Consider the following 24824-nt stretch of genomic DNA (forward strand, 5'->3'; position numbering starts at 1 on the left):
TAGAGAATTATTTGTGAAAGCTTCTGAACCATTAAAATCACGTACCTTGTCTGAACAAGAAAAAAATCACCTAACTCAGGCACTGAGTTCACTACCCGTTCCTCGAAAAAGATACCTTAAAGCAGCCCTTAATACATCTGTATTTTGGGTATTTTCATTGGCTATCTTTTGTATCGTATGGTTTATTAGTAGTTTATTGATTGCAGCTTTTACTGAATTCGATATTGGGATCAGCAGTGATTATGCAAAGCACATATTTCCAATCATTATCCTAATTGCTGGTTTCTTTGCAATTAATTCCACTAAAAAATGGCTTGCTACTTCTGAAAATGACTATGCACTTGTAAAAGCAGATTTAAAAGCACAGCAAGTCGTGTTAGACACTTATCAAGTCATTGAGTCAAAATGCTTTAAAGAGCCTGAGCACGGTGGACTGTTATATTTTTTATTATTAAAAGCACCACACAATGAAACAACTAAAGTTAGAGCAATATATGACTACGAAAGCCAAAAAAAAGATCCTGATATAAAATCATTATTATCAATCACCCATCAAATAACAATTTGTACTGCACCACAATCAAAGTTAGTTGTAAGCAATCAATTTTCAGGGCAAGCAATGGGTAAAATAAGTTATTTTGCTTTAACAACAGAGCCTGAAAATTGGCCTCAACCTAATAGCTGGGTCAATAGTGATTGGCATACACTTCAACAAAAATTTGAAATATAAAGTTACACTCCAGCAAGTCACTTTTATAGGATAATTTTTGCAGGTTAATAACTGTATAAATATGAATGTCCATTGGATGTGACCATCTCAACCAAATCAACTTCAATTGTTTCGCCAATATTGTATTGTGATAAATTTTTATGACATTCAATTTTTGTATTAATAGGCAACTTGGCTGAGAAACAAGGACGTAGTTTTAACTTTCTTTTTTCTTCTTCATAACAAACTTGGGCAAGGATTGTTTTAGATTGGATGGCAATGATATTTTCTGTTCGCATAAAAATGGCCTTATCAATAATAAAGAACTGCAATTAAGCAAAAAAAGTCCATTTGTTACTTATTCCCTAATTTTAATCTAAGGATTATAGCCAAGCTTTTTTGAAAAAAAATCATCTTTACAATTTTTTACACTTGCCAATTTTCATAATGGATATCATCAAAATAAACTAATCCATGATATCCATTAACTTCTTCTGTAAACCTGATATTTATATGTTTACAGCTTGTTCAGGTAACTTAACAATGCGCTTTTCAAGGACCTTCAACAACACTCCGTAAGCCGGTAAAAATAACAGTAAACTAACTAACAACTTAAATCCGTAATCTACTAATGCGATTTCAGGCCAGTGCGCTGCCATAAAATTATCTGTTGAAGCATAAAATGCAAATGAGAAAAAAATCAGGGTATCTAATAAATTGCCAAATAATGTAGACATTGCAGGTGCAACCCACCATTGCTTAGTTCGACGTAATTTGGCAAACACTTTAATGTCTAATAGTTGCCCAAACAAATAAGCGGCAAAACTTGCAAAAGCAATCCTAAAAACAAAACTATTAAACTCAACTAAAGCCTGCCCTCCTTGAAATCCACCTTGATGAAATAAAACACCAATAACATAAGAAATAATTAAAGCTGGGATCATTGCTTTAAAAATGATCCTTCTAGCATTAGTTTGCCCAAAAATTCTTACTGTTAAATCAGTCGCTAAATAAACAAAAGGAAAACTAAAAGCGCCCCAAGTTGTATGCCAGCCAAAAATGGTAAAGGGTAATTGCACTAAATAATTACTAGCACAGATAATGATGATGTGAAATCCAACCAATAGCGTAATAGCACGGCGAATTTGCGTGTTTGAAAGTGATAACATATTTGACCTTTTTAACTGTAACAACGGGGTGAGGGAACCCGCTTTATGATTTATTCGAAAATAGGGCGTGCAGTATATACCTATGAGTGTTTGAGATGCAAAATAAGTAAACAATACCAATGCATTAATTTATCTAATCGAGGATATAACTTTGCAAATTTATGAGAGCTCAATATATACTGTATATAAATACATGCCATGGATTTATTATGTTTACTAACAAACCAATAAAAATTGCTAAAGATATTGAAGGCGTAAGACGTAGTGCACTCTGGCATTTATCCCGTCGAGATCACTCTCAGGCAGAATTGCTAACAAAACTAAAACGTAAAACAGATAATCACGATTGGATTGAAGTAATCATTAATGAGTGTTTAGATTTTAATTATCTAAATGATCAACGATTTACTGAGTCATTTATACGCAGTTCACAAAATAAAGGCTATGGAAAAACACGCATTAAGCAGGATCTAAAACTCAAAGGGATCTCAGAGCCTTTAATTAAAATGAATATTGATGATAATGACTTTGATTACATCAATTCAGCAGAGCAGTTATTAAATAGTAAATATCAAGAAGCTATCGTAACGCAACATTTAAAACAGAAAGCGATGGCATTTTTACAAGCCAAAGGTCATAGTTTCGATATTATAACGCTTGCAATTGAATCACATAATGAACACTACCCCACTCCTAAATTTGATAATACTGAACAAGCCTGTTTATTATTAAGTAAAAAATTTAGGAACAGTATTGACGATAAAAAACAAACAAATAAAGCAATACGATATCTCACTTCACATGGTTATGACTATTCAAAATCAAATCAGGCGATAAAATTATTCAACCAAAATATAACCCTAGAAGATGAGTAAAAAACTTACGCAATAGCACATTTAATATCTATCATTGTTTTAAAATACGGAGCCTATAATGGCAAAAGCAAAGACAAAAATTTCTTATGTATGCAGTGATTGCGGAGCTGATTATACGAAATGGCAAGGACAATGTGGTGAATGTAAAGCATGGAATACAATTACTGAATTTCGAGAAGCATCAAGTACTTCAAAATCCGTTAATGCCGCTATAAATCGTAACCTAAATGCAACTCAAGCTGGCGGTTATGCAGGTGTTACAAGTAATGGAGTACAACGTATTTCTACGGTACAAGTAGAGCATGCACAAAGAGTATCAACTGGATTAAGTGAATTAGATCGAGTACTAGGAGATGGTATTACCTTGGGGTCTGTAGTGTTAATTAGTGGCGACCCAGGCTCAGGTAAAACCACCCTACTCACAAAGGTTGCCTCTGTCATGTCACAATCAATGTCGACGTTATACGTTACGGCAGAAGAGAGTTTAAGCCAGTGGGCCAAAAGAGGTATTGAACGTTTAAATTTAAATTTTAATGAAGCAAATTTTTTATTATCTGATACCGATAGTATTGAAGATATTGTCGATCAATGTATCGAGAATAAAGTGAAGTTTTTAATTGCAGATTCTATTCAAGCTTTTGAATCTAATTCTGTTGATGGTTCTGCCGGTGGTGTTACGCAAGTTAAGACCTGTGCAAAAATATTAAACCGTTTATGTAAACAGCACGGCATTACTCTTATTTTAGTTGGACAAGTTAATAAGAACTCTCAAATGGCAGGCCCTCAAACACTTAAACACATTATTGATACTGCAATTCATATTGAAGTAAATGATGCATCTGTACGTATTTTACGAGCAGATAAAAATCGCTTTGGCGATACTGAACAAGTAGGTATTTTTCAAATGACAGAAAAAGGCATGCGGTCAGTTGATAATCCAAGTCGTTTATTTTTATCTGGCAGCGAAGAACACTTTGAAGGCTCTGCAATTTCAGTGATCAAAGATGGTGCTCGTAACTTATTAATTGAAATACAAGCATTAGCAACTGAGGTTGAAGGAGAAAAGTCGATCCGAAACTGTATCGGAATTTCATACAGTCGTTTATCTTTGATCACCGCAGTGTTAAAAAAACACGGAGGGATCCCAACCTATTACGATATAAATATCAGCTTAGTCGGAGGGTTAAAAATGGCTGATTCTGAAACATCAACTGATATGGCCGTGACAGCAGCCCTTCTAAGTTCAATCAATTCTAAGCCTTTACCTACTGATGCTGTCTTTATTGGTGAATTAGCATTAACAGGAGAATTACGTCAAATACCACAAATTGTGCCACGTGTGCGCGAAGCTTTAAGCCATGGTAAAAAACAAATTTTTATTCCATCAGTTGCTTACCATTCTTCCATGCAGCAATTTGTAAAAGGAGACCAAAAAATAATTCCTCTTAAAAATGTAAAAGAATTGATTGAGGCTCTACAGTAATGCAGGTTCCTCAATTATTACAAAATTATGCCTATCTGTTTGATAACGGTCCCGATGCAGTTCTAGATTTAGCTTGTGGTAAAGGTCAAAATGGTTTGTATTTGCAACAGCACAAAATAAATACAATATTTGCAGATATTAACGAAATACATATAGATAATTTAATCAATCAGCATGCTATTAAAAAAGAACATTGTTGGTGTGCTGATTTTGAATCAGCTTCATCTGCAGACGCTAGCACACTCAGTAAAATGAAATTACAAGGGATCATTGTTTTTCGTTATCTACACCGCCCCTTATTCCAATATCTAAAAAAGGCAATAAAGCCTGGTGGCGTCATTATTTACGAAACATTTACTGAACAAAATAAAGCCTTTGGCAGACCACACAGAGAAGCATTTTTATTAAAGAAAAATGAATTAAAAAATATTTTTAGTGATTGGGAAATCATCTTTTATTTTGAAGGCATTAAACAGGATCCGGATAGAGCTATCGCACAAATCGTGTGTAGAAAACCAAACTGTCCATAATCACAAGTTTCAGTTTATCTTTAAATATCATAGTGAGTTGAATTAAAAGACAATAATATAAAGAGGTAAAAAATGCACAATATTAAGCAGCAAGATCTTATAAAAACAAGCTCTTTTATTAATGGCTCTTGGCTAAAAAGTCAGCATTCATCAATAGCATTTGATGTCGTTAACCCAGCTAACCTTTTATGTTTAACAAAAGTTCACGATGCACAAGCAACAGATGCAGAAAATGCAATTGAGGCAGCCTCTAGATCATTTCCTACTTGGACAAAATTAACTGCATATCAACGAGCAGATCATCTTGTAGCATGGGCAAAATTAATTTCACAACATGAAGATGATTTGGCACGTTTATTAACCCTAGAACAAGGTAAACCCTTATCTGAAGCATTAGCTGAAATCCGATATGGTATTAGTTATTTACATTGGTTTAGCGAAGAAGGTAAACGTATTTACGGCGATACTATTCCCGCTTTATCCCCACAACAGCGAATTTTAGTGACGAAACAAGCCGTAGGAGTAGCTACCGCAATAACTCCATGGAACTTTCCTAATGCAATGTTATTACGTAAAGCGGCAGCTGCATTAGCCGCAGGTTGCACCTTCGTTGTCAAACCTGCATCAGAAACTCCTTTGTCTGCGCTTGCTTTAGCTTATCTCGCAGAGCAAGCGGATCTACCACAAGGGAGCTTTAACGTTGTTGTTGGCACTGACGCTAAAGCAATTGGAGAAGTACTAACCAAACACCCAAAAGTCAATAAATTTAGTTTCACCGGATCAACTGAAACTGGGAAAAAGCTTATCGCACAATGTGCCGAAGGCGTTAAAAAAGTATCTATGGAATTGGGTGGCAATGCACCATTTATTGTTTTTGACAGTGCCGATATAGACCAAGCTATAACAGGACTTATCAGCAATAAATTTCGTAATGCAGGACAAACTTGCGTATGTGCTAATCGTATTTATGTTCAACAGAATATATTAGATACTTTTACAAAGAAATTAACCCAATCATTAACCACGCTTAAAACCGGTAACGGTTTTGATCAAACAACAAATATTAGCCCACTTATTTCATCTAAAGCAGTTGATAAAGTGCGTCATTTAGTAAATAACGCACAGCAGCAAGGCGCGACAATAGAGTTTCAAGGTGATCTGCACTTTGATAATAAAACAGGAAATAAATCAGATTGCTTCTATCCAGCAACACTGTTGAGTGGTGTTAGCCAGCAAATGGAAATAGCAAAAACAGAAATATTTGGCCCTGTCATCTCATTGATTAGCTTTAATAATGAAGATGAATTAATTGAACAAGCCAATGCAACAGATGCTGGTTTAGCTGCTTATTTTTATTCTCAAAATATCAATCAAATTTGGCGTGTTTCTGAGGCATTACAATATGGCATGGTGGGGATCAATGAAAGTGCGTTATCAAATGCAGCAGCTCCATTTGGTGGGGTTAAGGGCTCAGGCAATGGACGAGAAGGTTCACATTATGGCTTAGATGATTATTTGGAAATTAAATATCTATGCTTCGGGGGAATTGATTAAATCATTATCTGAATAAATACTCGAATAAGTAAACCTATACGGTTTACTTATTTAAATCGATTTAACTAGCATATTTTTCTTCAACCAAGTTAATAAAATCACTCAGTTTAGTGTCTGGCAAACAATTGATTCCTGCGGCAGCTGCGCGCCCTCCTCCGGTTTCAAATTGGCTACAAATATCACCGGCCCCTTGTTTATTATTAAGTGGCGCTCTTAATGAAACTAAATAGTTTTTTGTTTGCTCAACTAAGTCCTGTTTTTTTGTATCGCAGGTCAGTACAGCAAAGGCACTATTTGGATTTTGATTCGCAAGAAAATTACCATATACACCACTAATACGTCGCGACCATGCTGCATCGGGCAACTCAAAAACACTTAAGTATTCAGAACGATATTGATAAGGGATAGCCAGTGCGAGAGCAAAGTCTGCTTGATAAGCCATTTGTAACTGTTTAAAAGGAGACTGTGCATCATCAATCACATCAAAGGGAGATTCATATTTTGATAATAATTGATACAAGGTTGCAGGATGAAAATGTAGATCACTTAAGTTTGAACCGTAACCATTATAATTAATTAATGTACCTAACTCTTTTAACTGCTTTTTTTGTACTTCATTATAGCCTGTCGTATTAGCTAATTGCTCTGCAGTTGCAATCATATTATCTCCATAAGCAGCACAAATAGCCCAGGCGTGATATTGGCCTTCTAAGTAGTTATCAATAATTAAAGCAGTACAAGTATTAGCATCAAGGTCTATCAATGCTTGCAGGTTTTTATGTTTAGGAATAGCGCCTGAACGATGATGATCGGCATAAAATACAGGGTTTCCTTTTTCTAGTATATGACGCAAAGCAGCACTATTTTTTTCCATTGAAATATCAAGTACTGTGACACTATCAGATGCTTCAACGTTAAGATTTTCTAATAATTGAATATCTCTTTTTACCCCAGTAATTAACTGAGAATCTTTTGGTTCACTAAGACGTAATTGTATCAGTGAAATAATGCCATCAGCATCACCATTGAAGACATCATAATGCATTATAGGTACTCATTTTCTTTTAAATAATCAATAACTTGCTGAGCACATTCCTGAATTGATTTTTGCTCTGTTTTAACATGAATTTCTGGATTGACAGGTATTTCATAAGCACTATCAATACCAGTGAAATTTTTAATTTCTCCAGCTCGTGCTTTTTTATACAGGCCTTTAGGATCTCGTGATTCACAAACGCCTAAAGGAGTATCAATAAACACTTCAATAAACTGACCTTTAGGCAATTGTGAACGTACCATTTCACGATCAGCAATAAAAGGAGAGATAAATGCAGTTGAAACTAATAAACCAGCATCGACAAATAGTTTAGACACCTCACCAACACGACGGATATTTTCAATACGATCCTTATCAGAAAATCCTAAATCACCATTTAAACCGTGACGGACATTATCTCCATCTAAGACATAGGTTTTAGCTTGATGTTGAAACAACATTAAATCAACAGCATTTGCCACTGTTGATTTTCCTGAACCACTCAAGCCTGTAAACCACAAAACAGCTGCTTTATGACCATTTAATTTGCAATGTTCCTGATGAGAAACACTAGCCTGATGCCATACAACATCTGTAGATTTTTCACCATCTACTGTTACTTCCATATACGGGTTATTCATCATAATTCTCTTTATTTCAAATAGTTTACAGTCCAAAAACACTAATAATCGCAATAATGGCGGTGATGCTGTACACCAAACTCACAGGTACACCTACTTTAATAAAATCATTTAATTTATATTGGCCTGCATTAAATACCATTAAGTTGGTTTGGTAACCATAAGGACTAACAAAACTTGCACTCGCACCAAAAGCAACAGCCATAATAAATGCAGTGGGGTTTGCATCGAGACTTAATGCAATGCCATAAGCGATTGGAAAAATAAGTGCAGCCGCCGCATTGTTTGTGACTAATTCAGTTAATAATAACGTCACAATATAGACACAGATAAGTGCAATTATTGGATTCATGACAATTGAACTATGTGCAAGTAATTCTGTAAATGAGCCTATTACCCCACTATTTTGTAAAGCATAAGACAATACAATAGCAGATGAAATAATAACCCAGATATCGGTAGGAAAACGTCTTAATATTTCACTACTTGTTAGACAACCACTGAGTAATAAAATACCTAATAATAAAACAACCGCTTTAAATAACGGGATAATACCAAATGCAGCCAACGCTATTGCTGCAAAAAATCCAACAATAGCTAAACATTCTTTTTTACCGGATAATCTCGAATCTAATTCAACATCAGAGAGTAATATAAAATTCTTACGGATATTTCGACGTGATTTAAAATCTTCGCCAACAGCCAACACTAAAAAATCACCCGGTCTAATCTTTAGTTTTCCAATTTTACCCGATACTTTTGCACCATCACGTTTAATTGCAACGACGGCAGCATCAAACAAAGAACGAAAACCAACTGATTTTAATGTTTTCCCCGTTAAAATACTTTCAGGACGAACGACTACTTCTCTTAAATTTCCTAATGGCAAGCCACTATTTTCAGCAAAAATAGACAAACCATCAAATAAACGTAACTGGTTAACTTTCGAGATATCACCACTAAAAATTAATTTATCGTTTTCCTGTAAAACTTCACTTGGTGAAATAGCCGTCAATAAAACATCCCCTCGCATTATTTCCACTAAGAATAAGGACTGTAAATGACGCAATCCATTTAGCTCAACACTTTTACCTATTAAGTTAGATCCTGGTTCAACCTTAGCTTCAATAAAATAGGACTGCGCTTTACCATCCTTCATTTTATGATCAGGTAAAAGAGAGCGGCTAAAATACAAGGTAATACCACAGGTAACAACTAAACATAAACCGACTAATGTGAAATCAAAAAAGCCTAAAGATGGTAAACCTGCATCTAATACCAAGCTATTAACAATAAGATTCGTGGATGTACCTACTAAGGTTAATGTGCCACCTAAAATAGCCGCATAGGATAATGGGATTAATAACTTGCTTGCAGAATGATTGGGGTTATTACGAATCGGCGCAAGCATAGTAGAAACAACAGCAGTGTTATTTAAGAAAGCAGATGATATGACTGTAAAACCAAACAATCTTGCCCACGTTGCTCTATAACTAGGTTTAATTACTTTCATTGCAACCAAGCGTAACAAACGAGTTTTTTCAAGCGCAATTGAACACAACATCAACAGTATTAATGTTAATAAACCTTGATTAGATAGGCTTTTAATTACTTGTTCAGTACTTACCATTTGAGTTGAAAACAAAGCCAACAAAGCAACACCAAACACTAAGCTTGGGCGTTGTTGAAATTTAATCAAACCCGCAATAGTTAGCACAAAAATAGCCAGTACAAAATACGATTGAAGTGTCATAAATGCTCAATAAATGAAACCATTATTATCAATCGTTAGCATTAACGAGATGCTAATAACTAACGACTAATAAACAATGGGGAATACTACCCTTTCAGGATATCTTTTGCTTCCCAATGAGGGAAATGTTTACGAACTAGCGCATTGAATTCAACTTCAAATTCACTATAAGTCGTTTTCTCAGGTGCTTTAACGTCAACCGCTTGTTTGATCATACCAGCGCCAACTGTGGCGTTAGTTAAGCGGTCAATAATAATAAATGCACCTGTTGCTCGGTTCTCTGCATATGAATCAAATTGTACTTCTTTTGCCACTTCAAACTGACAACTACCAATTTCATTCAATGCCAATAATGTTGCTGGTTTTTGTTGAATTGTATTTACATCTGTTTGGTAGTTAACTTGAGTAACACAACCTACTGTTGAGTTACTGCCTACTTTAATGATGTATTCACGATCAACTTGTAATGGCGTTTCATCCATCCAAACCACATCTGCTTCAAAGTTTTTAGTCGATTGAGGTTGCTCATGTGGACGAACAATCATATCCCCACGGCTAATGTCTATTTCATCTTCAAGCGTTAAAGTGATCGCCATACCTTGATAAGCAATCTCAATGTTGCCATCAAAAGTAACAATCTCTTTAACTTTGCTTTGTTTACCAGAAGGTAAGGCTGCAATCGTATCACCCACACGGATTTCACCTGATGCAATCGTGCCTGCGAAACCACGGAAATCTAGATTTGGTCGATTAACATATTGAACACCAAGACGGAATTGGTCATTTGCATTACTACTAATTTCAACAGTATTTAGTAAACGTAAAAGTGGAGAGCCTGGGTACCAAGGCATATTTTCACTTTGATTCACTACGTTATCGCCTTTAAGTGCTGAAATAGGCACAAAACGAACATCTGCTATGTTTAGTTGCTTAGCAAATTCACGGTAATCTGCTTTAATTTTTCTGTAAATTTCTTGGTCGTAGCCTACAGCATCCATTTTATTAATAGCGATAACAACATGTTTGATGCCTAATAAAGAGCAAATGTAAGAATGACGACGAGTTTGCACTTGTACACCATGACGTGCATCGATCAAGATAATCGCTAAATCACAAGTTGAAGCCCCCGTTGCCATGTTACGAGTATATTGTTCATGTCCCGGTGTATCTGCGATGATGAATTTACGTTGCTCTGTTGCAAAGTAACGGTAAGCCACGTCAATGGTAATGCCTTGCTCGCGTTCTGATTGCAAACCATCAACCAATAAAGCTAAGTCAAAAGACTCATCGGTTGTATTGAATTTCTTAGAGTCTTTTTCAATCGCTGCCATATGATCTTCAAAGATCATTTTACTATCAAATAATAAGCGGCCGATTAACGTCGATTTACCATCATCTACACTACCGCAAGTGATAAAACGCATCATGTCTTTATTTTCGTGAACACGTAAATATTCTTCGATATCAGCTGCGATTAGATTTGTATCATTAGTCATTTTTTTTCCTTAAATCTTTATGGTTATGGGTTATTTAAGCTGAAGCCTAGAAATAACCTTCCATTTTTTTCTTTTCCATTGAACCAGCAGAATCATTATCGATAACACGCCCTTGACGCTCAGATGTTGTTGTTAATAGCATCTCTTGAATAATTTCTGGTAGTGTTTTAGCTTCTGATTCAATCGCACCAGTTAATGGGTAACAACCTAATGTACGGAAACGAACATTTTTAATTTCAGGGACTTCCCCCTCTTCAAGAGGCATACGCTCATCATCAACCATAATTAATGAACCATCACGCTCTACTACAGGGCGAGGAGCAGAAAAGTACAAAGGCACCATTTCGATTTGCTCTTGGTATATATATTGCCAAATATCAAGTTCAGTCCAGTTAGAAAGTGGGAATACACGAATACTTTCACCACGGTCAACTTTAGAGTTATAAATATTCCATAATTCTGGACGTTGGTTTTTTGGATCCCAGCGATGTTTTTTATCTCGGAAAGAATACACTCGCTCTTTTGCACGTGATTTTTCTTCATCACGACGAGCACCACCAAAAGCGGCATCAAAACCATAATGATCTAGTGCTTGTTTTAGCCCTTGTGTTTTCATTACGTCTGTATGTTTAGCTGAACCATGTGTAAATGGCCCCATCCCCATCGCAAGACCTTCAGGATTTTTATGAACTAATAAATCAAAATCATACTTCTTTGCCAGATTGTCACGGAATTGGATCATCTCTTTGAATTTCCAGTCAGTATCAACATGCAATAATGGGAAAGGAATTTTACCTGGGTAAAATGCTTTACGCGCAAGATGTAATAACACAGATGAGTCTTTACCAATTGAATACAACATTACTGGGTTATCAAATTCAGCAGCGACTTCACGCATAATTTGAATCGATTCAGCCTCAAGCGCCTTAAGGTGAGTTAGTCTTTTATTGTTCATGTGTTTCCTTACAAAGTCACAAGATATGTATAATTTGAGAGTATTATGCAGTGTTACAAGACAAATATGCAGGAACGAATTTAGATAGGATATAGAAAATTGTTATAAGGGAAATTAGACCTTCAACGTATTGAAAATATTTAATTTTTTAAACTTACTGTTAGTTTTTAACCTATATAAACAAAATAAATAGAATATTTTTTACAATAAGACTCTATCTTAGTTATATAGCATGGAAGGCATTCAGGGGCTTTGGGGTTTACTCTAAGAATTACCAATAATAATGAGAAAAAAGCATATTACTCAATCAAGTAAATATGCTTTTTAATAAGGTTATAATAACTTAATCAATTTACTGTTTATTAATGGTAATTAGTTTTGGTTTTTCAGGTTTAATTTCGCTGTTCTTATTATTAACCGTAATATCATCTTGTTTATTGGTATCAGCTTTGCTCTTATCAAGCATTGTCTCTGTTGCTTTATTTGTTTCTTTGATCGTTTCATTGCTTAACTGAATACTTTTATTCACTTTAAATCTCAAAATAACTTGCTCTAGTTTATTTGACATCGTTAACGAACTGCCATTAATTTTATAAGTTTCAACGTGAGATAGTGCTTGTAAATAATTAAACTCATCGTCTCCATTTAAACAAGCCATTTGTGTAGAAATTAATGGGGCAAATGTTAATGTTGATTCAGTGACTTCATAACCGCCTGAAAATTGGTTACAACCTGCAAAGCCTGCCGCTCGTTTACTCTTTTGATTAAATGAAATTCCAACCGCTTTATCTGCAGCGGCAGCGGGTTCAACAACAATCTTATTAACTTCTGTTAATACCCATGGATGAGCTTGTAGCATAGTTTGATTATCGATTTCTATTTGTTGGCCTGCTGGAGATAATACAATATTAATGGCTTCTTTATTATCAAAAGCTGGCGTACTTGTAGTATTTATGAAACGTATTTTGCCATCAACTTTTATACTTGCTCGTAATGTATAATGACCTTTTTTATCAAGTTTTTTAGGGCTATATGAAAGTTCAAAATTCCATGGAGGGGCGGTATTTACCGTCATACTTTTTTCAGCAACACTAAAAGCAGCGACATCTTGTTTTGCAGTATCTTCAAGTTTAATGCTTAATACAGCATTTTCAGGTAATGCAATTCGTTCATGATAAGTCACAGTGCCAGAAATAATCGACGATTTAGGTGCGGAGCTACAGGCTGTTATTCCTAATAACACACAACAAAGTGCAATAAGTTTCCAATTGAACATAATAATTCCTTTTAAAATAAGAGTTTGTAGAGCAGAAAAATATGAGAAAGAGTTATAGTCTATCTCATATTTTGATTAAATCATCTCTTTACACTTTAGTATAAAGGCTTTTCTTTGTGTAATAATTAAGAGTAATAACTAACTGCCTAATATCATCAATGGTAGAGATAGTAATTGATCTCCTGATTTTGCAAAATAAAAAATGATCGCAATCAAACTCGCAACCGTAGCAAAATACCAAATAGAAGAGAAAATTTGTCCATAACGATCAAGTGGTAACAGATGACTGTTAAAACGCGCTTTCCACTCAAGTACAATTTCAACACTACCGATTAATAACATAAAACCAAGTAAAGCAAGTCCCAATGAATAGCTGATAACGACACCAGCTGCAGCGCCAACCGCACACGCCAACAAGCCAACTTTACTGTTCATTGAAAAGCTAATACTTTTTAAAATATGTCCTCCATCAAGAGGCAAAATAGGTAACATATTAAATAGATTTAAAAGTGCATTAAAAGCTGCTAGTCCTGCAAAAAAATCACTCCCCGTTATCCAATAAATGCATAGGCATAATATTGACATTATCAAACCAAATGTTGGCCCCATAATGGATATCACGACATCTTGCCAACGAGTATTAATTTTTTCATCCGAGACCGCTAAGCCACCAACAAAAGGGATCAAATAAATTCCCTTTGTTTTCATACCAAAGTATTTCATAGCTCGAATATGGCCGTATTCATGAAAAACCAAACAAGCGATTAACGCTGCTGCAAATTGGAAAGAAAAAAACCAACTATAAGCAGCAACACTTGCACCCGCTAACACTACTTTTATAATTTTTGCACTTTTAAATAATTTAAGCGCTAATGACCCCAAACCAATTAAGCTTAATTTTTTAGGTTCATTCACTACTTTTACAGGTGTTTGTTTTTCAATATCTTTTATATCACGCGACGCTTTTTTAATGAGTTGGTCATCTACATAAAATGTATACTTAACTAAAAAAGGCTGCCAAACTACATCAACTTCTAATTTACATTGAATAGCCCTTTTTACTGCTTCAGTCTCACCATTTTCAGTTTGTTCCTTAGCTTGTTGTACAAACTCAAATTCATGCGTTTGTTTCCCTTGAACGTATTCACTTGCTGTAATTTGTGAAACAATTTGATCTCCCCAATACAATTGTTGCCAACCAGCCATAGAGGCTTCAAGTCTTAATATTTTTCCAAAATGTGGTAGTTGTAATAATTCCATGTTTTATCCTTAATAAGTCGACGTAATTATGCCTTAAATTAAATAAACAACCTATTATCTCATTTAATCATTCTTCATGATTTCTCACTATCAATTATCAGCTTAACCCGTATACTAAGCGCTTTAAGTTTCACCACTTTCACAATAAGAGAGAAACACCATGACGCAAAACACTGCTGCATTAGAAAAATTTCAAGATGACGTTAAAGAAAGCCAGCTTTTATGGGCTCTACAAGATAAAGAGAGCGGTGATTGGGTAGTGATGGACTCAATGAACTATGAAGAAACTGAAGTAATGCCTTTATGGTCACAAGAAGATCTTGCAAAAACACATTGCGTAGAAGAGTGGGAAGATTATGTACCAGCTTCAATTACCTTAGCGGATTGGTTCGAGTTTTGGCTTGAAGATTTAGTAGAAGATGATGTTATTGTTGGTTTAAATTGGGTTGGTGATGAAGATGATCTTGAATTAGGTTTATCTGAATTTACTGAAGCATTAGGGCAAATAGAAGCTTTATAAAGTAAACCCTCTTTTATGTTATTTGCTTATTTACCTTCAAGTAAATAAGCAATGCAAAAATGCATGCTTAATACTCACCTCTAAAATATCAATATTAAATTATGTCTGAAAATAAAATAGATCTAACATCGCAATCTCGTACTATCATCGCCCTTACAAATCCTAAAAGCTCTACTAATGTCGGAGGTGCAATGCGTGCGGCTGGATGTTATGACGCTCAAAAGGTAGTGTATTCTGGAGAACGATTTAACCGCTCAGTACGATTAGCGGCAGATACTCAAAAAGTGCATGAAATTGTACCTTTAGTACATTATGAAGATCTATTGTCAGCCTTAGAGCCAGGTATGAAATTGGTGTGTGTTGATTTAATTGAAGGTGCAACCCCTTTACCTAATTTTGAACACCCTCAAAATGCAATGTATTTATTTGGTCCGGAAGATAATACAATTAAACAACAGGTTATTAATAAAGCCGATGCCGTTGTTTATGTGCCAACGATTGGATGTATGAATTTAGCCGCTTCAGTTAATGTTATTTTATATGACCGATTAGCAAAATCTCAACTTCACCAACAAGATAATGATTTAATTAGAAGTAGCCGAGATAAAAATAATAAGGTGAAAATTAAAGCGTTAAAGTACAAAAATAACTTAATTAAAGAAGCTAAAAATTTAGCAAGACAAGAAGAATCTAATAACAGTTAATAGCCATTTGAAGATAACAAGCTGTAAAAATTAATTAACAGCTTGTTTGATATTTATTTATAAACTCTACAAATGCTCTTCTGCAAATTCAGCTAATCGACTTCTCATTACACCATTTAAATATACATTTGCGCTGCCTTCGAAGTTTTTAAATCGTTCCACAATATAAGTTAGACCAGATGTAACAGGCGTGAGATAGTTACTATCAATTTGCGCTAAATTACCCGAACACACTATTTTAGTCCCCTCCCCACAACGAGTAATGATGGTTTTAAGTTGTGAGGCAGTTAAGTTTTGACATTCATCTAATAAAACAAAACTATTTTGAATACTTCTACCGCGCATAAAATTCACTGATTTAAACTGAATATTCGCTTTATCCATAATGTAATTTACCGAACTCGCACTACAATTATCGTTTTTATGTAGCACTTCCAATGTATCAGTCACGGAAGCTAACCATGGCATCATTTTTTCTTCTTCAGTACCGGGTAAAAAACCAATGTTTTCAGCAATATCTGGCGTATTTCGTGTGACAATAATTTTGTCATACTGCTTTTGTTCTATCACTAACTCTAATGCAGCAGCCACTGCAAGCAATGTTTTACCACAGCCGGCAGGTCCAGTTAAAATAACCAAATCAACGGATGGATCTAATAACGCATTCATTGCCATACCTTGATAGATATTTTTAGGCGTGACGCCCCAAGCTTGTTGTCCCATTAATCGTTCGTAGCCAATATCTAATAACTCAACGCCATCTTTAAAATGATCTGTAACTTTGCCTACAAACTCATGGTCAGTATCTACAATATATTGATTAGGGTAAGGTGCGGTTATTTTTTCAGTTTTAAATTGATGATAAGTATCCTCACCTCTATTAAAAGTTTCACAATTTTGGATACTCTCCCATAAGCTTCCTTCAATATGTTGATAACCTTTGCTCAATAGGTCGACATCAGCAAGTAATTGATCCGTTCTATAATCTTCAACATATTTCAGCCCAGCCCCTTTAGCTTTAAGGCGCATATTTATATCTTTAGTGACTAGAATAACTTTTGCAGGTAACTTACTTTCCTGTAAATAAAGTGCAGCATTAATAATTCGATTATCAGGCTCATCCTCACTAAATGCTTCTTTTACAAAAGCACTATGATGATCTGCAAAAATCGAAATAACGCCCCCAAGCTTAACCCCTTTATGATCTATCTCTACCCCTTGACTAATTTGTTGAGAACTCGCATCTTGAAAAATAGCTTCCAAACTTCTGATGGCTACGCGCGCATCACGACTAACATCTTTTTGCCTGTCTTTAATACGGTCTAATTCTTCTAATACTGTCATGGGGATCACGACATTATGCTCTTGAAAAGAATATAGCGCTAAAGGTTCATGTAACAAAACGTTGGTATCAAGTATGTAAAATTTACGTGGGGTATCTGTCATAAAGAACTCCTCAGTTATGGTCTAATATAAGCATACTTTCATATAAACAATCCTTAATGACCGTTTTATGACAATAGCTATAAATCAGTTACCTATGTGAAATTATTTAAAAAATCTGTTTCGTAAATCATTGTGCAGCGTATAATCAAATTTGCTGATTGAAAATCATTAATCTCATCAACTAGTTTTAATTATTAATTAAATAATCATGAAATACAAAAGGAACAAAAATGAGTAGTAACGTACTTGAACTTGTAAAAAATACTCGTCGTAAAAACAAATTAAAACGTGAAATACTTGATAACGATAAAAAAATACGTGATAACCGTAAGCGTGTTGATTTATTGGCTAATTTAACTGAATACATCACACCCAATATGAAGCATGAAGATATTGTTAATATCATTAAAAACATGCAATCTGATTACGAAGATCGTGTTGATGATTATATTATTAAAGGTGCTGAATTATCTAAAGAGCGCCGTGATGTAAATAAAAATATCAATTCATTTAAACGCCCAGAAACAAGTAATAAATAATTTGTTAAAGTAACAAATACATTGTTAATTTTTACTTTATTCACACAAGGTAAGCTTTTGTGCACCTATTGTTGTCTTCACTGCAAGCGCTAGAAAAAAACCATATTGATCTCTGGTTTATTGACCCAAATACTATTTCAGCCCAGTCTATTCAAGATTTAAGCTCTGTATTAAGCCACTCTGAAGCTGAAAAGTTGGCACAATATAAAAATAAATCTGCTCAACATACTGCCTTAGTGACTCGCTCAATTAGCCGTATTATATTAGCGAATTACACTCAGTTATCCGCTTCTGAAATCTCGTTTGTTCGTAATCAACATGGAAAGCCAGAATTAGAAAAGAATATAAATAATGTTCAATTTAACCTTAGTCATAACCATCATCTTATTGTTATGGCTGTTTGTGTCAATGATGATATTGGATGCGATATTGAAAGTCCTTTACGCAAAGTGAATATCGAACCAATTACAAGACGTTATTTCTCTAAGCAAGAACATAAGCAACTTATAGAGTTAAATGATGAGAAAAAACAACAACGATTTTTTGAATTATGGACATTAAAAGAGGCGTTTGTAAAAGCAACGGGTGTAGGGATCAGCTTAGGTTTAGATACCTTTCATTTTAGTTTTAATAAAAATAAGTTAACCAGTAATATCAATCTAGCTTTTAATTCACATTACCCATTAGATAAAAATGTTCAATGGCAACTTTATCAAGCCGCTTTTAAAAATCAGATGTTAGCTATCTGTAGAGCAAATGAATTACCACAAAACGTGAACTTTTTAGATGCGAGCCAGTTAATTAAAAAGAGTAAATAACTGGCTGTATGCCATTAAATACAATGATTAAAGTAATGCTTTTAATATCTCTTCAGGTAAAGGCTGTAACTGTTTATTTTTATCTAAACAAACCATTTCGATATCTCCAATAACCGCAGCTCGTTGAGCACCAGGGCGCCAAACTTCTTGTCGCCATAATGTTTTGTATTTACCATCAATGACAAAACTAGTTCGAATATCACATACCTCTGCAAATTCAACGCCATCTTGAAAAGTCATATTCGCTTTATAAACGGCAAATCCAATGCCTTTTTCATTCCATAATTTATTAAGGCGTTGACTATCAATAACATGTTCACGGGCACGTTCGAAATATTTCAAAAAATTGGGGTGATAAACCACACCTGAATGGTCAGTATCTTCATAATAAATTTGCACTGCATGGTGGTATATTTTATTAGTCATTTATCAACCTATCTTATCTAATAATTGATCGCTGGCTTTTTCTAATAGGTCTAACACTAACTCAAACCCTTGCTCACCACCGTAATAAGGATCAGGTATCTCACTTTCCTTCACATCAGACAGAGATAAAAATAGTGCAATTTTATCTGCATATTGTTCAGGACAACGTGTTAATAAATCTATTTTGTTTTGTCTATCGGCAGCAAATATATAATCAAAATAAGCAAAGTCTTGAGTTGTAACGGGGCGAGATGTGATCCCTTGAAAACTATAACCTCGACGCTCTCCTGCAGCACGAGAACGTTGATCAGGCCCTTTCCCTTGATGGTGATTTATAGTACCGGCAGAATCTACTTCAATATTTATTCCACGTAATTTCGCTTTTGCTTTTAATACTGCTTCAGCGGTAGGAGAACGACAAATATTTCCTAAGCAAACAATAAGAATTTTTTTCATTAATAAAACCTTTTACAAACATAATGCCTTAACAACATAATGCCTTAACAACATTAAACTAATTGATACATTCCCTGATATTCAAAACTTTCTACACATAAATCAGGTGTGTTATATGCTTTTTGACACGCTTTTAATAGAATTCTTGTTCGTGGTGAAAAACCTGTCTCTAATAATGTTAATACTTGATGATAAACTTTTTGTTTAAAGGCTAAACGGTTAATAACGATACCACTTAAATTATCACTACTTACGTCGAACTCCAATCCACAACTTACGGATAATGCCCATTCAATTGCCTGTGGTAACACTTCTACTTTTTCAAATTCAATTTGTCGCAGTTGATCCCGTCCATCAGGTTCATACCAATAACCATAATCAAGCTGACAACGACGTTGTTCTCCTGCCACTAACCAATGCGCTATTTCGTGCAACGCACTTGAAAAGTAACCATGTGCAAAAATAATTTGATGGTATTGGCAGTGCTCGTGAGCTGGTTGATATAAAGGTTCGTTACCGCCTAATACTAATTTAGTATTATAAGAAACGTAAAAGGTTTGATTAAATATTTCTATAATGTCTTGACTACGAAAGCTTTCAATTGCTTGTTTATACATACTTACAAAAATCTCATTACAGCGGTACTAAATGACTTAAAATTCTTATCTATTTTGTTTATCCGCTAACTAAACAATAAGTTCGACAAGATTAAAGACAAATTATACACTGCACCTTCTGTTCAATCTAATTAATAAAGATACGCCATGTCACTGTTAAGTAAACTACGTTGTGCATTCACCTTAGGACAAGGTGTCTTAATAGAAAATAAAGCACTTACCACAACTGATGATCCTATTTCATTTTTTGATAATTGGTTAAAAGAAGCTGAAAAGTCAGGGATTATTTTACCTGAATCAATGTCTGTTTCTACCTCAACAACTGAAGGTCGACCTTCTTCACGTATGGTGTTATTAAAAGAATTTAATCAACAAGGTTTTGTTTTTTTTACCAATTACGGCAGTAGAAAAGCTGCTGAATTACAAGCGAACCCATTTGCAGCACTTTTATTCCATTGGAATATGTTACAACGACAAGTGCGTATTGAAGGACGTATTGAACGCATCAGTCAGCAAGAATCAGAAGCTTATTTCCATTCCCGTGGACGTGGCAGTCAAATTGGCGCTTGGGCTTCAAAACAAAGCCACATATTAAATGACCGTAAAGATCTTGTGGATAGTGTGAAATATTACGAAGAAAAATTTGCAGGTAAAACGATCCCATTACCTGATTTTTGGGGAGGTTACCGTGTGATCCCTGACAGCATTGAATTTTGGCAAGGTAAAGCAGATCGTTTACATGACCGCTTTGTTTATACTAAACAACCAAATGAATGGAAAATTACACGCCTTAACCCTTAATAAACTTTGTTAGAAGAGTGAATTAAAACTCTTCTAACTTTTAAAGCGATTGCATTAAATATGCAGTCTAAATTAATGTAAAATTATTCATTGTAATAAAGCACTAAGGTACCACCACTAATTGAACTACCGTAGTTAATTGAAATGCCGATACCGATATTATCTAAAAAAGGAATATCGTCATTGGTATCAATAACCCAACCAAAACTTGTTTCATAATAATGACCCTTTTCTGCCATTGCTCTCATATCACCGAGTACATCAATTCTTTTAAAATCAATAGTAAGGAAATCATCAATCCCCCATAGCTCAGGGACATCAACAGTAAATTCAACACCATTGGTTAAACGCCAACCTTCAGGGTTAATATTTCTCGAATTTTCAATAGAGCCACCAAATCCTTGCCCATAAATATAATTTGTATTGTTATGTGCTCGCCATGATCCCCATTTTTGATTTTTTCGATAACCGATACCTATTTCAGGCTCAATGATTGCCGCAAAGGTACTAACATTGAAAGTATTTTCATTTAACTTATTTTTTAACTCATCTGGTACTCCATCACCATAATGATAAATATTTTTATAATAAGTTAAATAGGCACCTAAAGCAGATTCAACGTACCAATTTTTAGTAACATGATAAAATTGAGAATAACTACCGTATATACCAGCAGTATATTCATTAAAGTCATCTTTAATACTTGGGACAAGTTCATTATCGCGGCGGCTATTAATATAAAATGCACGCACCGTTAGTGCATGATCCCATGCTGAACTTTTAGGCTCTAAATACCAGGTATGAGGAATAACAAAAACATCCAAACTATTTTTTAACTTACTTGATTTATCATTCCCAAAACCTGGATCATCAACCTTAAGATCAAAATTCATAAAACCAAAAGTAAGCGCTTCACTATCTGACATTAACGTTGAGATTGCAAAAGCTTCTTCAATTGTACTTATTCCGAGTTCATCAGCTGCTTGTGCCCTATTACTCATCATCGTAATGAAGCCAATAAAGCTGATAACACTAAAAATATTTAAACGAGACAAAGTTATAACCATCCATGTTGTGCAAACATATCTGCCAATTTATCTAATTCTTGGTCAACATGTTTTTTCCAATTAATTCCATTTTGAGCAGCACCAACTTGCTGCATAAACCAGTTATAAAAAACAGCATTATCAAATAAACCATGTAAATATGAACTATGGATATTGTTTTGTTTCCAACCCATATTTTTATCTATAAAGACCTCAACATTATCTGTTAAAACAACGCTTTCTCCGTGATGTATTTGATAAGTTTCAAGTGTATTATTTTTCCATTTTATTATATTTTGCTGTGTTTCTTTTTGATGGGCTAAGGTTGTGCTCAAATCAATCAAGCCTAAACCATTTTTATCACCATCCTCTAATGCAAAAGGGTCTTTTATCTCTTTTCCTAAAACCTGCAAACCACCGCAAATACCTAAGACAAGTTTCCCCGTTGCTGCGAATGCAATAATACCTTGATCAAGTTGTGTTTGTTGTAAAAAAGCTAAACTTTTACCGCTATTTTTACTACCAGGTAAAATAACCGCATCAAATAAAGACAGATCTTGAACATGTTGAATAGGCACTAAATTAACATCTTCTTGGTATATTAACGCATCAAATTCATCCAAATTAGAGGCGTAAGGATAATATATTAAAGCCACGTTGATTGCACCACGTTGCCAAGTTGTCCCTAATCGAAAGCTATCTTCTTCTGGTAATTGATGACGATAATAAGGTAAATTAGCAACCGTAGGTATCCCTGTTTTTTCTTCCAGCCACTGCATGGCATTACCCAGTAAATTAGGGTCACCACGAAATTTATTAAGTACAAAACCTTTAATTAGCTTCTGCTCTTCTTCAGCTAAACACGCCCATGTTCCTAACAAATGAGCAAAAGAGCCTCCACGATCAATATCAGAAACTAAATAAACATCTGCTTGACAAGCAAGTGCAACGCTCATATTAACAATATCACCATCACGTAAGTTAATTTCCGCAGGGCTTCCAGCCCCTTCAATAACAATTTGCTCATACTCATTTTGTAATGACTCTAAAGCTGTTAACACCTTTGGCCAGATCAACTTCTTACGCGCCATCCAAGGCATATTGGAAATTTCATGATCAACTTTACCATTTATAATCACTTGGCTAAACGTATCTGCACTGGGTTTTAATAATACTGGGTTCATTAATACCGATGGTGTTGTTTTAGCTGCTAACGCTTGTAAATATTGCGCACGTCCTATCTCTAGACCATCCTTAGTGATCGCAGCATTGTTACTCATATTCTGCGCTTTAAATGGTGCTACTTGCACACCACGATTAGCGAGCAATCGACAAATAGCTGTCACCACAAGTGATTTTCCTGCATCGCTTGTACATCCTAAGATCATGATTGGTTTTGCTTTAGTAGACATGAAATTCACCTAGAAGTAGTAATAGCAATATTTACACCTAACATTGAACTGTTTTTCCAGCGCAAAGTTTTTAATATAATCGGTATAAATGTTAATAATTTTAAAAGAGACAAAAAAAAGCACCGTCTAAACAGTGCTTTATAATAAATCAAAACAAGGTCAGTTAATTAAATTAACCACGACGAGCAATAACCGCTGCAGATAATTGTGCTAATAATGTTTCTGTCGCATCCCAACCAATACAAGCATCGGTAATGCTTTGGCCATAAGTTGGTGTCACGCCGTCACATAAATCTTGACGCCCTTCTACAAGATGGCTTTCTACCATTACGCCTGAAATTGCTTTATCGCCTGCGGCAATTTGTGCACAAACATCAGTACAAACTTTCATTTGGTTTTCAAATTTTTTCTCTGAGTTTGCATGACTAAAATCAATCATTATCTTTTCAGGTAAACCTGATTTTTGTAAATCTTGTTTAATAGAAGCAACATCTTCTGCGCTATAGTTCGGTTTTTTACCACCACGTAAAATAATATGACAGTCTGGATTACCCGCTGTTTCAACAATCGCACTGTGACCAAATTTATTTACTGATAAAAAGTGATGCGATGCATTCGCTGCACCAATCGCATCCACAGCAACTTTGATCGTACCATCGGTGCCATTTTTAAAACCAACAGGGCATGATAAACCAGAAGCTAATTCACGGTGAACTTGAGATTCAGTTGTACGAGCACCGATTGCTCCCCATGACATTAAATCTGCAACATATTGTGGTGTTATCATATCTAGGAACTCAGTTGCAGCAGGCACACCCATAGCGGTAATATCTAATAATAATTTACGGCCTGTACGTAAACCTTTATTAATATTAAAAGTACCATTTAATTCAGGATCATTAATTAGACCTTTCCAGCCCACTGTAGTACGCGGTTTCTCAAAATAAACACGCATAACCACTTCTAATGAATCTTTATATTTTTCACGTAATGGGGCTAATTTTGCAGCATAATCAAGTGCTGCTTTTGTATCATGAATTGAACAAGGACCAATAATCACTAAAACACGATCAGATTTATCGCTTAAAATGTCACTAATTGCTTCACGAGAGCCTGCCACTGTGCGGCTAATTGCTTTCGTTGATGGGAATTTTTCTAACAAAGCGATTGGGGGTAATAACTCTTTTATTGCAGTAATATTTACGTCATCTGTTTTAATCATAATTTTTCCATGGCACTTTCTGTGCTTATAGTTAGTATTTCAATTTCATGAATATGTGTTCATTATTTTACACATATTCT

General features: G+C 34.8%; 26 protein-coding genes. 10 read left to right on the forward strand and 16 right to left on the reverse strand.

All coding sequences use genetic code 11. The features are described 5' to 3' along the window. Window positions 1–13: 13 nt before the first annotated feature. Complete coding sequence (locus tag E2R68_RS02355) at window positions 14–730, forward strand: hypothetical protein (protein WP_134275906.1); 717 nt, start codon at window positions 14–16, stop codon at window positions 728–730. A 44-nt stretch (window positions 731–774) separates the two neighbouring features. Here the strand turns inward: E2R68_RS02355 and E2R68_RS02360 are convergent, their stop codons facing one another. Then, window positions 775–1008 (reverse strand): hypothetical protein, encoded by a 234-nt coding sequence (locus tag E2R68_RS02360; RefSeq protein WP_134275907.1) that lies wholly within the window; start codon window positions 1006–1008, stop codon window positions 775–777. A 210-nt stretch (window positions 1009–1218) separates the two neighbouring features. After that, on the reverse strand, window positions 1219–1878 hold the full coding sequence (locus E2R68_RS02365) for a 7-cyano-7-deazaguanine/7-aminomethyl-7-deazaguanine transporter (RefSeq protein ID WP_134275908.1): 660 nt from the start codon (window positions 1876–1878) through the stop codon (window positions 1219–1221). Window positions 1879–2087: 209 nt separating this feature from the next. Here E2R68_RS02365 and E2R68_RS02370 point away from each other — a divergent pair, with 209 nt between their 5' ends. From E2R68_RS02370 to E2R68_RS02385, 4 genes are all read left to right on the forward strand, one after another. Beyond that, on the forward strand, window positions 2088–2753 hold the full coding sequence (locus tag E2R68_RS02370; RefSeq protein WP_134275909.1) for a regulatory protein RecX: 666 nt from the start codon (window positions 2088–2090) through the stop codon (window positions 2751–2753). 58 nt (window positions 2754–2811) lie between these two features. Beyond that, a complete protein-coding gene (gene radA / locus E2R68_RS02375; protein ID WP_134275910.1) occupies window positions 2812–4236 on the forward strand; it encodes a DNA repair protein RadA in 1425 nt (474 codons plus the stop codon). Beyond that, window positions 4236–4766, forward strand: coding sequence for a class I SAM-dependent methyltransferase (locus E2R68_RS02380; RefSeq protein WP_134275911.1), 531 nt, complete (start codon window positions 4236–4238; stop codon window positions 4764–4766). Before radA ends, E2R68_RS02380 begins: the two co-directional genes overlap by 1 nt. 72 nt (window positions 4767–4838) lie before the next feature. After that, on the forward strand, window positions 4839–6320 hold the full coding sequence (locus E2R68_RS02385; RefSeq protein WP_134275912.1) for an NAD-dependent succinate-semialdehyde dehydrogenase: 1482 nt from the start codon (window positions 4839–4841) through the stop codon (window positions 6318–6320). Window positions 6321–6381: 61 nt separating this feature from the next. Here E2R68_RS02385 and E2R68_RS02390 read toward each other — a convergent pair whose 3' ends face one another. The 7 genes from E2R68_RS02390 to E2R68_RS02420 form a co-directional block, all read right to left on the reverse strand. Then, on the reverse strand, window positions 6382–7365 hold the full coding sequence (locus E2R68_RS02390) for a DHH family phosphoesterase (RefSeq protein ID WP_134275913.1): 984 nt from the start codon (window positions 7363–7365) through the stop codon (window positions 6382–6384). Then, window positions 7365–8000 carry an adenylyl-sulfate kinase gene (cysC, locus tag E2R68_RS02395; RefSeq protein ID WP_134275914.1) on the reverse strand — a complete coding sequence of 212 codons (636 nt, stop codon included), beginning with the start codon at window positions 7998–8000 and terminating at the stop codon, window positions 7365–7367. The genes E2R68_RS02390 and cysC overlap by 1 nt, the downstream gene beginning before the upstream one ends. Before the next feature lie 22 nt (window positions 8001–8022). Next, window positions 8023–9750 carry an SLC13 family permease gene (locus tag E2R68_RS02400; RefSeq protein ID WP_134275915.1) on the reverse strand — a complete coding sequence of 576 codons (1728 nt, stop codon included), beginning with the start codon at window positions 9748–9750 and terminating at the stop codon, window positions 8023–8025. A gap of 86 nt (window positions 9751–9836) precedes the next feature. Further along, the gene (gene cysN / locus E2R68_RS02405) at window positions 9837–11246 is read right to left on the reverse strand and encodes a sulfate adenylyltransferase subunit CysN (protein ID WP_134275916.1); all 1410 of its coding nucleotides are present in this window, start codon (window positions 11244–11246) and stop codon (window positions 9837–9839) included. Between the two features lie 46 nt (window positions 11247–11292). After that, window positions 11293–12201 (reverse strand): sulfate adenylyltransferase subunit CysD, encoded by a 909-nt coding sequence (gene cysD, locus E2R68_RS02410; protein WP_134275917.1) that lies wholly within the window; start codon window positions 12199–12201, stop codon window positions 11293–11295. A 352-nt stretch (window positions 12202–12553) separates the two neighbouring features. Continuing rightward, entirely contained in the window at window positions 12554–13477 is a 924-nt protein-coding gene (locus E2R68_RS02415) for a YbaY family lipoprotein (RefSeq protein ID WP_134275918.1), read from the reverse strand. 138 nt (window positions 13478–13615) lie between these two features. Continuing rightward, complete coding sequence (locus E2R68_RS02420; protein ID WP_134275919.1) at window positions 13616–14737, reverse strand: site-2 protease family protein; 1122 nt, start codon at window positions 14735–14737, stop codon at window positions 13616–13618. A gap of 160 nt (window positions 14738–14897) precedes the next feature. Here E2R68_RS02420 and E2R68_RS02425 point away from each other — a divergent pair, with 160 nt between their 5' ends. Together E2R68_RS02425 and E2R68_RS02430 are read left to right on the forward strand one after the other, a co-directional pair. After that, window positions 14898–15257 carry a DUF2750 domain-containing protein gene (locus tag E2R68_RS02425; RefSeq protein WP_134275920.1) on the forward strand — a complete coding sequence of 120 codons (360 nt, stop codon included), beginning with the start codon at window positions 14898–14900 and terminating at the stop codon, window positions 15255–15257. A gap of 101 nt (window positions 15258–15358) precedes the next feature. After that, window positions 15359–15961 (forward strand): RNA methyltransferase, encoded by a 603-nt coding sequence (locus tag E2R68_RS02430; protein WP_134275921.1) that lies wholly within the window; start codon window positions 15359–15361, stop codon window positions 15959–15961. A gap of 66 nt (window positions 15962–16027) precedes the next feature. Here the strand turns inward: E2R68_RS02430 and E2R68_RS02435 are convergent, their stop codons facing one another. After that, the gene (locus tag E2R68_RS02435) at window positions 16028–17407 is read right to left on the reverse strand and encodes a PhoH family protein (protein ID WP_134275922.1); all 1380 of its coding nucleotides are present in this window, start codon (window positions 17405–17407) and stop codon (window positions 16028–16030) included. A 230-nt stretch (window positions 17408–17637) separates the two neighbouring features. On the opposite strand from E2R68_RS02435, the gene E2R68_RS02440 reads away from it, so the two are divergent. Both E2R68_RS02440 and E2R68_RS02445 read left to right on the forward strand, forming a co-directional pair. Next, entirely contained in the window at window positions 17638–17946 is a 309-nt protein-coding gene (locus tag E2R68_RS02440) for a DUF496 family protein (protein WP_134275923.1), read from the forward strand. A gap of 59 nt (window positions 17947–18005) precedes the next feature. After that, complete coding sequence (locus E2R68_RS02445) at window positions 18006–18764, forward strand: 4'-phosphopantetheinyl transferase family protein (protein WP_134275924.1); 759 nt, start codon at window positions 18006–18008, stop codon at window positions 18762–18764. Between the two features lie 27 nt (window positions 18765–18791). Here E2R68_RS02445 and E2R68_RS02450 read toward each other — a convergent pair whose 3' ends face one another. From E2R68_RS02450 to E2R68_RS02460, 3 genes are read right to left on the reverse strand one after another with little or no spacing between them, the layout of a single operon-like run. After that, window positions 18792–19190, reverse strand: a complete 399-nt coding sequence (locus tag E2R68_RS02450; RefSeq protein ID WP_134275925.1) for an acyl-CoA thioesterase — start codon at window positions 19188–19190, stop codon at window positions 18792–18794. A gap of 3 nt (window positions 19191–19193) precedes the next feature. After that, a complete protein-coding gene (locus tag E2R68_RS02455) occupies window positions 19194–19646 on the reverse strand; it encodes a low molecular weight protein-tyrosine-phosphatase (protein WP_134275926.1) in 453 nt (150 codons plus the stop codon). A gap of 53 nt (window positions 19647–19699) precedes the next feature. Next, a complete protein-coding gene (locus tag E2R68_RS02460; RefSeq protein WP_134275927.1) occupies window positions 19700–20263 on the reverse strand; it encodes an elongation factor P hydroxylase in 564 nt (187 codons plus the stop codon). Window positions 20264–20410: 147 nt separating this feature from the next. Between E2R68_RS02460 and pdxH the strand changes: the two genes are divergently transcribed. Continuing rightward, entirely contained in the window at window positions 20411–21064 is a 654-nt protein-coding gene (gene pdxH / locus E2R68_RS02465) for a pyridoxamine 5'-phosphate oxidase (RefSeq protein ID WP_134275928.1), read from the forward strand. A gap of 83 nt (window positions 21065–21147) precedes the next feature. On the opposite strand, the gene E2R68_RS02470 is transcribed toward pdxH, so the two are convergent. The 3 genes from E2R68_RS02470 to aroG form a co-directional block, all read right to left on the reverse strand. Continuing rightward, window positions 21148–22119 carry a Solitary outer membrane autotransporter beta-barrel domain gene (locus tag E2R68_RS02470; protein WP_166738787.1) on the reverse strand — a complete coding sequence of 324 codons (972 nt, stop codon included), beginning with the start codon at window positions 22117–22119 and terminating at the stop codon, window positions 21148–21150. 2 nt (window positions 22120–22121) lie between these two features. Next, a complete protein-coding gene (locus tag E2R68_RS02475; protein WP_243834577.1) occupies window positions 22122–23522 on the reverse strand; it encodes a cobyric acid synthase in 1401 nt (466 codons plus the stop codon). Between the two features lie 172 nt (window positions 23523–23694). Continuing rightward, a complete protein-coding gene (gene aroG, locus E2R68_RS02480; protein ID WP_134275930.1) occupies window positions 23695–24747 on the reverse strand; it encodes a 3-deoxy-7-phosphoheptulonate synthase AroG in 1053 nt (350 codons plus the stop codon). Window positions 24748–24824: the final 77 nt, after the last annotated feature.

Origin of the sequence: Psychromonas algarum (assembly GCF_004376845.1) — a bacterium.
Taxonomy (GTDB): Bacteria; Pseudomonadota; Gammaproteobacteria; order Enterobacterales; family Psychromonadaceae; genus Psychromonas.